An 8,384-nucleotide genomic window follows, 5' to 3' on the forward strand; every position below is an offset into this window, starting at 1 on the left:
GGTGATATGCACCCGGCAATGGAAGCGCTGATCAACCTGATGCCACCACATGAGGGATGTGGTGAAGTCGTTGACTGGGAGTCGATCGAAGAAGCCATTGGCGTATCCTTGCCAAGCGACTTTCGAGAATTCATCACCGTTTATGGCGCAGGGACGATCGACGATCAACTCGAAGTCGCTTCGCCCGAAGAAGGGGTGGTCGGCCCAGCGGGCATGATGGCCATGACGCCACGCGAATCCAGCGCGCGGTGGCTCGAGGAGAGCGGGTCCGTCTACCCTCTCTGGCCGGATCCGGGATCCCTCATCTGCTGGGGCAGGTTGAAGAGCTATGGAGAGACGTACGGATTCCTGTACTGGCGGTCGGCCGGACCCGATGCAGATCGCTGGCCGGTGGTAGTTTGGAAGCGCGATCGTCAGGGATTTGCCGAATATCCCGAAGGAATGGCGCAGTTTCTGGCTCAGCTTCTCCGTAAGTCATCCCACCTGCCTTTGGAGCAGCGAGATCTTTTTGGTTACCCTCATTCGAAATTCATCCACTGGCGGGAAGAAGCGAGGCTGAATTCCGAAGATATCGACCCGTGGCAGTACTTGGAAGAGCTGCACGACGACCTGGATGACCTTGAAAGTGACCTGGCGGTTGAGATAACTCATATAACTGGGGAACATGTCGCATATCGGCGAGATGATGTTCCGGCCGAGCTGTCGGCACGCTTGGCGCAGCTGAAGGACTACGTGGTAACGGGGCGAGAGGGATTTTCCATAGATGCCCGGTCGCCGGAGACGAGTGGGGCGCCGCAACTCGTTTTCCTCGGCATCCGTTTTAATGGCGGCATCCTTTCGATCGATACTTCGATTGCTTTGGGATTGCCGGAGTTTGGGCCGCTGTCACTCTCTGTACCACTGCGCTTGGTGGTGAAAATTTTTGATTCACGCGGGGAGGAGGTGCGAAGTTCAAATTTGGTGATTGTGCATCTCGATAACCGATCTGAGTCGGGGTCTATCGAAGTCACAAGAGATCGCCCGTTCACTTTCTCGGTGGACGTTCCGAATGTCAGTTCAGAGATCGCGCTCGAGGCTTCCCTGGTAGTCATGAGCATTATTGACGAGGGGATTGGAGCCTTCCGTGCGAGGGCTGGCATCGAGGCGCCCCAGGGATCCGAAAGCACAATTATCGCGTCCTGGTCATCTGGAACGTGACCGCTTCCGTTCAGTGCAAGTGAATGCATGCGGCGCTGATTTCTTGAGACCGTGACGTGCTGCCCTACCCGTACCAGATCGCCGAGTATGAGGGCGGCGCGTCTACGTGGATAGTAGTGGGGGCGAACTGCTCGTCACCCTCCGGCGGGTGCTCAGGACTCGACGGCGTCGCGGGCCGCGTCGCGCGGGCCCGGGCGGGCTTCGACCCGCGGCCGCCGCACCGCGGCCGCGGGGTCCGCCGGGGGAGCGCAGTCGCCGTCGTCCTCCGGCAGCATGGTGCTCCGTACCCGGTGCACATAGCGCTCGATCAGATGGCACAGCACGCTGACCGTCGCCGCGACGTCCGGCTCCGGGACGCCGTCCAGGGCGTCGGCCAGCCCGATGATGTTGGCCTGTTTCAGCCGGTCGAGCAGGGCCCGGCCGTCGGTGGTGAGCGCGACCTGGCGGGCCCGCCGGTCCAGGGCGTCCGGGGTGCGCTCGACCAGCCGCTGGCTCTCCAGGCGGTCGATCTGCCGGGTGACGTGGGAGGGCTTGACCATCAGCCGGGCGGCCAGGTCGCCCACCCGGCTGACGCCGTCGGCCTCGGCGAGCGCGCGCAGCAGGTAGACGTCCGAGCGGGCCGCGGTGATGCCGGCCTTGGCGGTGCGGTGTTCGTGCTCCTTGGAGCGGGTCAGCAGGTAGGCCAGCGAGGCGAGTACGGCCTCCAGGTCTGCGGTGGCGTTCCGGCCGTCTGCGGGCTCGTCTGCGGCGTCCGACATGGGGGAACTTTAGCGAGCCGGTGCGCGCCACCGCAGCGGTGCGCAGCGGTGACCGGATTTCGGACAGATTCGCCGTCCACCCGGTGGCCCCTTTCGCCGACACTGACCGCGAGTTAGCGTGACAGCGAGTTAGTTGCTTTTGGCACGTAAATGCTCCGGGCCCGCACGCCCGGATGCCACCGCACGCCCACGTGCCGCACCGCCGCACGCCCGTACCGCCACCCGCACACACGTAGCGCCGCCCGCCCGTACGGCCGCACACCGTAGGGCGCCGCGGACCGGACCCATCCGGCACAGCCAGCTCCGAGAGGGGAGCCCCCCATGGCCACCGCCGCACAGACCCCCAGCTCCACCCACCCCGCCGCCCGCGGCGCCTGCCCGTTCGCCCCGCCGCCGGCCTACCAGCAGGCCCAGCGGGAGGAGCCGATCAGCCGCATCTCGCTGTGGGACGGATCCCCCAGCTGGCTGCTCACCCGGCACGAGGACGTCAAGGCGGTGCTCTCCGACGCCCGCTTCAGCGCGGACGCCAACCGCGCCGGCTTCCCCTTCATCAGCGCCGGCGCCCGCCAGCTGACCAACGGCCAGCCCACCTTCATCCGGATGGACGACCCCGAGCACGCCCGCCTGCGCCGGATGCTCACCGGCGAATTCATGATCAAGAAGGTCGAGGCGCTGCGCCCCGAGATCCAGCGCATCGCCGACGAGCTGCTGGACCGGATGACCGAAGGGCGCACCGGCGCCGACCTGGTCGGCGAGTTCGCCCTGCCGCTGCCCTCCCTGGTCATCTGCCTGCTGCTCGGCGTCCCCTACCAGGACCACGAGTTCTTCCAGGAGTGCAGCCGTGTCCTGCTGCGCCGCGACTCCGCCGTCGAGGACGTCATCACCGCCCAGGAGCGGCTGACCGGCTACCTGGAGGACCTCACCGAGACCAAGCGCGCCCAGCCCGACGACGGCATCCTCAGCCGACTGGTGGAACGCGGCGAGCTGAACACCAAGGAGATCGGCGCGATGGGCCGGCTGCTGCTGGTCGCCGGGCACGAGACCACCGCCAACATGACCGCGCTGTCGATCCTCGCCCTGCTGCGCAACCCCGCCCAGCTCGACCACCTGCGCCGCCACCCCGAGGCCGTCCCCGGCGCCGTCGAGGAACTGCTGCGCTACCTGACGATCGTGCACTCCGGCCTGACCAGGGTCGCCACCGAGGACGTCGAGCTGGGCGGGGTGCGGATCCGGGCCGGCGAGGGCGTCATCTGCATGATCAGCCTCGCCAACCGGGACGCCGCGGAGTTCCCCGACGCCGACGACCTCGACCTCACCCGCGACGCCCGCCGCCACCTGGCCTTCGGCTTCGGCGTCCACCAGTGCCTGGGCCAGCCCCTCGCCCGGCTGGAACTGCAGATCGCCCTCGACAGCGTGCTGCGCCGGCTGCCCGGACTGCGCCTGGCGGTGCCGTTCGAGGAGGTCCGCTTCCGCGGCGAGATGCTCATCTACGGCGTCCACGAGCTGCCCGTCGCCTGGTGACCCCCGGGCCTCCGCGCCCGTCACCCACCCCTCCGTGCCTGACCGCCCCTCCGTGCCTGACCGCCCCTCCGTGCCTGATCACCCCTCCGTGCCTGACCACCCCTCACCGACCCCGAAGCCCCGAAGGGAACCCCACCCATGCTCGTCCGCATCGACCAGGAGAAGTGCTGCGGCGCCGGCAGCTGCGTGCTCGCCGCCCCCGACGTCTTCGACCAGCGCGACGAGGACGGCATCGTCGTCCTGCTCGACGCCAACCCGCCGGCCGGACTCCACCAGGCCGTCCAGGACGCCGCCGCGGTCTGCCCGGCCGCGGCGATCACCCTGGAACAGGGGTGACCGCTCCGCGCGAGGTGGCCGTCGTCGGAGCCGGCGCGGCCGGACTGCACGCCGCCGAGGCGCTGCGCCGGGCCGGCTACGACGGCCGCCTCACCCTGGTCGGCGCCGAGCACGAACCCCCGTACGACCGGCCGCCGCTGTCCAAGCAGCTGCTCGACGGGCAGTGGCAGCCCGAACGGCTGGCCCTGCGCACCCCCGGCGCGCTGGAGGAGCTACGGCTCGACCTGCGCCTGGGGGTGGCCGCCGACCACCTGGACCGGGGGAGCCGCACCGTGCACCTGGCCGACGGGAGCCGGGTGCGCTGCGACGCCCTCGTCGTGGCCACCGGTGTGCGCCCGCGCCGGCTGCCCGGCGCCACCACACCCCGGCCCGGCGGCGCCCAGGCCCCGCTGCCCGGCGCCCACGTGCTGCGCACCCTCGCCGACGCCCTCGCCCTGCGCGAGGAACTGCGCCAGGGCGTACGGCTGTTGGTGGTCGGCGGCGGGCTGCTCGGCGCCGAGGCGGCGGCCACCGCCGTCGGCCTCGGCGCCGAGGTGACCTGGCTGGTCTCCGCGGCCGCCCCGCTGGCCGCCGTCCTGGGCGCCGAGCCGGCCGCGCTGCTGACCGGGCTGCACCGCGAGCACGGGGTGCGGATCCGGCAGGGCAAGGCCGCCGAGGTGCTCCGGCGCGGCGGCCGGGCGGCCGGCGTACGGCTCGCCGACGGCTCCGAACTGGCCGCCGACGCCGTGCTGATGGCGATCGGCTCCGCGCCGGCCACCGAGTGGCTGGCCGGCAGCGGGGTGCCGCTGGACGCGGACGGCGGCGTGGCCTGCGACGCCCACTGCGCCGCAGGCCCCGGCGTCTGGGCGGCGGGCGACGTGGCCGCCTGGCCCGACCCGCGCACCGGCCGCCGCCGGCGCCTCGAACAGCGCACCAACGCCGCCGAACAGGCCCTGCACGCCGCCCGCGACCTGCTGGCCGGCCCGGACGGCGCCCGCCGGGCCTACGACCCGGTCCCGTACCTGTGGACCGACCAGTACGGCCTGCGGGTGCAGGCCTTCGGCAGCCCCGGCGCCGCCGACCGGTTCGAGGTGGTGGACGGCAGCCTCGCCGAGCACCGCTTCGCCGCCGCCTGCGTGCGCGAGGGCCGGGTCACCGGCGCGGTGGGCATCGCCGCCGCCCGGGCCCTGCGCACCCTGCGCGCCCAGGTCGCGGCCCGCGAGCCCTGGCCGCCCGTCACCGACCGGCGGGCCGCGCCGGTCGGCTGAGCGCTGCGCCTTCCCGAAGCGGCACGCCTTCCCGAAGCGGTACGCCCTCCCCGGGCGGGAGGGCGTACTGGGCCACCCCCTCGCCCAGCGACCAGTCGGCGCAGGCGTTCTCGGTCAGGACGACGAACACGTTGCGCGGCTCGGTGCCCGCGTACTCCTCGGCGAGTTCGGCGATCCTGCGGTACAGCGCCCGCTTGCGCTCCTCCGCGCGCCCGGCGCGCAGCGTGACCGCCACGTAGACGATGCCCTCGTCGCGCCGCACCCCGAGGTAACCGCCGTAGCGCAGCGTGCCGTTGGCGCCGTCGTGGTCGGTGAGCACCTGGAAGTGGTCGTCCGGCGGGATCCCGAGCGTCTCCACCAGGGCCTGGTGCACGGCGCGCCCCAGGGCGTCGAGCCGCTGCGGACCGGCCCCCCACGTGTCGATGCGGACGAACGGCATGCCGACTCCCTCCCGGAACCCCAACTGTACCTACCAGTAGGTACAGCCCCGGGCGGCCCCGGGGCAAGAGCTGACCCGGCGATCCGGTGCGCAAATCGCTACATTGAGGACATTTGGCAGCTGTGCCAGGCACCGTGCGTCCACGCAAAGAAGGCCGACCGCCTTCGGAAAGGGTCCCCATGCACCCCGCCCTCAGCCCCGCCGTCCTCGCCGAACTGCGCCGGCCCCGGCCCTACCCGGCGGTGTCCATCCTGATGCCCACCCACCGCCGCGAACCGGACAACGCCCAGGACCCGGTCCGGCTGCGCAACCTGCTCGCCGAGGCGAAGGAGCGGATCCAGGCCGACCCCGAGGTCTCCCGGGCCGACCGGATCGACGTCATCGGACAGCTCGACAAGGCCCTCACCGAGGTCGACCTGGTGCACGCCGAGGACGGCCTCGCCATCCTCGCCGCCCCCGGAGAGCACCAGGTCTGGTCGTTCGCCCGCACCGCCCCCGCCCGGGTGGTCCTGTCCGACACCTTCCTCACCCGCAACCTGGTCTCCGCCCAGGCCGCCGAACGCCCCTACTGGGTGCTCGCCGTCGCCGCCGACCGGGCCGTGCTGTGGAGCGGCGACCAGGAGCGGGTCAGCGAGGAGAAGGTGCACGGCTTCCCGCTGGCGCGCACCTTCGACAACCCCGACCCGGAACGCCGCGAGCGCATCGGCGACACCCCCAGCACCTTCCGCGACGAGGAGACCAAGACCTTCCTGCGCCAGGCCGACACCGCGATCGGCAAGGTGCTGGCCGCCGACCCCCGCCCGTTGTACGTCGTCGGCGACGCGCCCGCCCTCGCCCTGCTGGACGCCGCCGGCCCGATCACCAAGGAGGCCACCGCCCAGATCCCGCACGGCGGCCTCGCCCAGGCCGACGTCGAGACCGTCCGCCGGGTGGTCGGACCCGCCGTCCGCGCCCACGCCGACCGCGAGATCGGCGACACCCTCGCCCGGCTCGACAAGGCCCGCGGCCGCCAGGCGTTCGCCGCCGGCCTCGACGAGGTCTGGAAGGTCGCCGCCGAGGGCCGGATCGCCTCGCTGGCGGTCGAGGAGAACTACCGCGCCACCGTCCGCGACGACGGCGACCACCTCGTCCCCGCCGAGGCCGACGAGCCCGGCGCCCGCGAGGACATCGTCGACGAGGTCATCGAACGCGCCCTCGACACCGGCGCCCGGATCACCTTCGTCCCCGACGGCGCCCTCGCCGACTCCGGCCGCATCGCCGCCGACCTGCGCTTCTGACCCACCCCCCCGCCGCGCCCGGGCCCCACCCCACCACCCGGGCGCGGAAAACGGGTTGGGCCCAGGGGCCGCTGGCTGCTACGGTCTGCGCAGCCGTGAGACGAACGCGAGGAGGTGAGACCCATGAAGGCTGCAACCGGGTGGGTGCTCCCCCTTGTCGTCACGGTGGGCGATTGACGTTGGTGTCGCCCGGGAGCGCCTCAGACAAGGCACTTCCGAAAGGCAACACCGTGAACTCTCCCCGTACCGCCCCGAACACCCCTGCCGTGACGCGGGTCTCGGACACCGAATGGCACGCCGTCGAGGACGGCCGGACGGTCGGCCGCGGCGACGCCTCGCGCCGGCCCGACGGGCGGCTGTTCGTCAGCATCGACGCCTGGCACGACGCCGCCTTCGAGCGCCTCGCCGCCGCCATGCCGGCCGACCTGCCGGAACCCCTGCACACCGTGGCCGACGAGGCCGACCAGGACGCGCTGTCCGCCTGGCAGCGGGCCGGCTTCACGCCGGTGCGCCGCGAGTGGGGCTACCTGGTGCCCACCGACCCGCAGATCACCGGCCTCGGCCCGGTACGGCCCCCGGCGGGCGTGACGATCGTGCCTGCCGGCCGGGCCGAGGAGGGCCCGCTGCGCGCTCTGGAGCGCGTCATCCACGACGAGGTCGCGGCCGGCGCTGGCTGGCAGGCGGTGCCGGCCCAGGTACTGCCCCGCCCGGCCGGGACCATCGTGGTCGACCCCTCCCGGTACGCGGTGGCCCGTCAGGGCGACCGCTACGTGGGGCTGATCCGGGTGAACCCGCCGCGCCGCCCGCGGATCGGGCTGATCGCCGTCCGGGCCGCACTGCACCGCCGGGGCATCGCCCGGGCACTGCTGGCCCACGCGCTGGACGAGCTGCACCGCCACGGCACCGCCACCGCCTGGACCGAGGTGACGGAGACCGACACGGCCGCCACCGCCCTCTTCGAGGGCATCGGCGCCCGGCGCGACGGCAGCACCCTGGAACTCGTACGCCGCTGACCCCGACCCACCCCGCGGTCGCCCCGACCGCACCGACATCGAACGAGAAGAAGAGGTGAGGACCATGACCAAGACGACGAACGGCATCGAAGTCGAAGGCACCGTCATCGAGTGCCTACGCAACGCCAACTTCAAGGTGGAACTCCAGAACGGGCACGTCGTGCTCGCCCACATCAGCGGGAAGGTCCGCAAGAACCACATCAAGATCCTCCCGCACGACCGGGTGCTCGTGGAGCTCAGCCCCTACGACCTCACCCGCGGCCGGATCCGCTACCGCTACCGCAACTAGCGGCAAAGGGGGCGGCCCGGCACGCTCCCCCGTGGCGTGCCGGGCCACCAGCGGTTCTGCCGGGCTGACGGGCCCGGGCGCACCTGCGGTGTTTCCTCGTGGAGGATGCCACTGTGCGCAGCGGCCGTGTTGGCACTGCGTCGCCACCTCCTTGGCATCGCGTCTACGGCCCGTCCGTACCGCCCCCCGCCAGCGCCCGCCGGCGGTGTTCGCGGGGTGAGAGCCCGTAGGCGGCGCGGAAGGCGCGGCTGAAGTCGTCGGCGCGGGGCAGGCCCCAGCGGGTGGCGACGGCGTGGACCGGGGTGGT

General features: G+C 72.0%; 9 protein-coding genes and 1 pseudogene. 7 read left to right on the forward strand and 3 right to left on the reverse strand.

The features are described 5' to 3' along the window. Nucleotides 1-18: 18 nt before the first annotated feature. On the forward strand, nucleotides 19-1,197 hold the full coding sequence (locus ACZ3YL_RS18395; protein ID WP_465658450.1) for an SMI1/KNR4 family protein: 1,179 nt from the start codon (nucleotides 19-21) through the stop codon (nucleotides 1,195-1,197). Between the two features lie 152 nt (nucleotides 1,198-1,349). Here ACZ3YL_RS18395 and ACZ3YL_RS18400 read toward each other — a convergent pair whose 3' ends face one another. After that, nucleotides 1,350-1,955 carry a MarR family winged helix-turn-helix transcriptional regulator gene (locus ACZ3YL_RS18400; protein ID WP_465658453.1) on the reverse strand — a complete coding sequence of 202 codons (606 nt, stop codon included), beginning with the start codon at nucleotides 1,953-1,955 and terminating at the stop codon, nucleotides 1,350-1,352. Between the two features lie 321 nt (nucleotides 1,956-2,276). On the opposite strand from ACZ3YL_RS18400, the gene ACZ3YL_RS18405 reads away from it, so the two are divergent. The 3 genes from ACZ3YL_RS18405 to ACZ3YL_RS18415 all read left to right on the forward strand — a co-directional run bounded on the left by ACZ3YL_RS18405 (nucleotide 2,277) and on the right by ACZ3YL_RS18415 (nucleotide 5,059). After that, nucleotides 2,277-3,476: a cytochrome P450 gene (locus ACZ3YL_RS18405; protein ID WP_188307303.1), complete on the forward strand. Its 1,200-nt coding sequence runs from the start codon at nucleotides 2,277-2,279 to the stop codon at nucleotides 3,474-3,476. 138 nt (nucleotides 3,477-3,614) lie between these two features. Further along, nucleotides 3,615-3,812: a ferredoxin gene (locus ACZ3YL_RS18410; RefSeq protein ID WP_188307302.1), complete on the forward strand. Its 198-nt coding sequence runs from the start codon at nucleotides 3,615-3,617 to the stop codon at nucleotides 3,810-3,812. Then, nucleotides 3,809-5,059, forward strand: coding sequence for an NAD(P)/FAD-dependent oxidoreductase (locus ACZ3YL_RS18415; protein ID WP_465658457.1), 1,251 nt, complete (start codon nucleotides 3,809-3,811; stop codon nucleotides 5,057-5,059). Before ACZ3YL_RS18410 ends, ACZ3YL_RS18415 begins: the two co-directional genes overlap by 4 nt. Here the strand turns inward: ACZ3YL_RS18415 and ACZ3YL_RS18420 are convergent. Beyond that, nucleotides 5,028-5,498, reverse strand: a complete 471-nt coding sequence (locus ACZ3YL_RS18420) for a tautomerase family protein (protein ID WP_465658459.1) — start codon at nucleotides 5,496-5,498, stop codon at nucleotides 5,028-5,030. The genes ACZ3YL_RS18415 and ACZ3YL_RS18420 overlap by 32 nt on opposite strands. Before the next feature lie 179 nt (nucleotides 5,499-5,677). On the opposite strand from ACZ3YL_RS18420, the gene ACZ3YL_RS18425 reads away from it, so the two are divergent. From ACZ3YL_RS18425 to infA, 3 genes are all read left to right on the forward strand, one after another. Continuing rightward, on the forward strand, nucleotides 5,678-6,775 hold the full coding sequence (locus ACZ3YL_RS18425) for a baeRF3 domain-containing protein (RefSeq protein WP_465658461.1): 1,098 nt from the start codon (nucleotides 5,678-5,680) through the stop codon (nucleotides 6,773-6,775). Between the two features lie 230 nt (nucleotides 6,776-7,005). Then, on the forward strand, nucleotides 7,006-7,788 hold the full coding sequence (locus ACZ3YL_RS18430; protein WP_188306512.1) for a GNAT family N-acetyltransferase: 783 nt from the start codon (nucleotides 7,006-7,008) through the stop codon (nucleotides 7,786-7,788). A gap of 64 nt (nucleotides 7,789-7,852) precedes the next feature. Next, a complete protein-coding gene (infA, locus tag ACZ3YL_RS18435; protein ID WP_188306513.1) occupies nucleotides 7,853-8,077 on the forward strand; it encodes a translation initiation factor IF-1 in 225 nt (74 codons plus the stop codon). 163 nt (nucleotides 8,078-8,240) lie between these two features. Here the strand turns inward: infA and ACZ3YL_RS18440 are convergent. Beyond that, nucleotides 8,241-8,384, reverse strand: a pseudogene (locus ACZ3YL_RS18440) (AraC family transcriptional regulator); the annotation flags it as partial.

It is taken from the genome of Kitasatospora sp. NPDC023176, assembly GCF_055560495.1.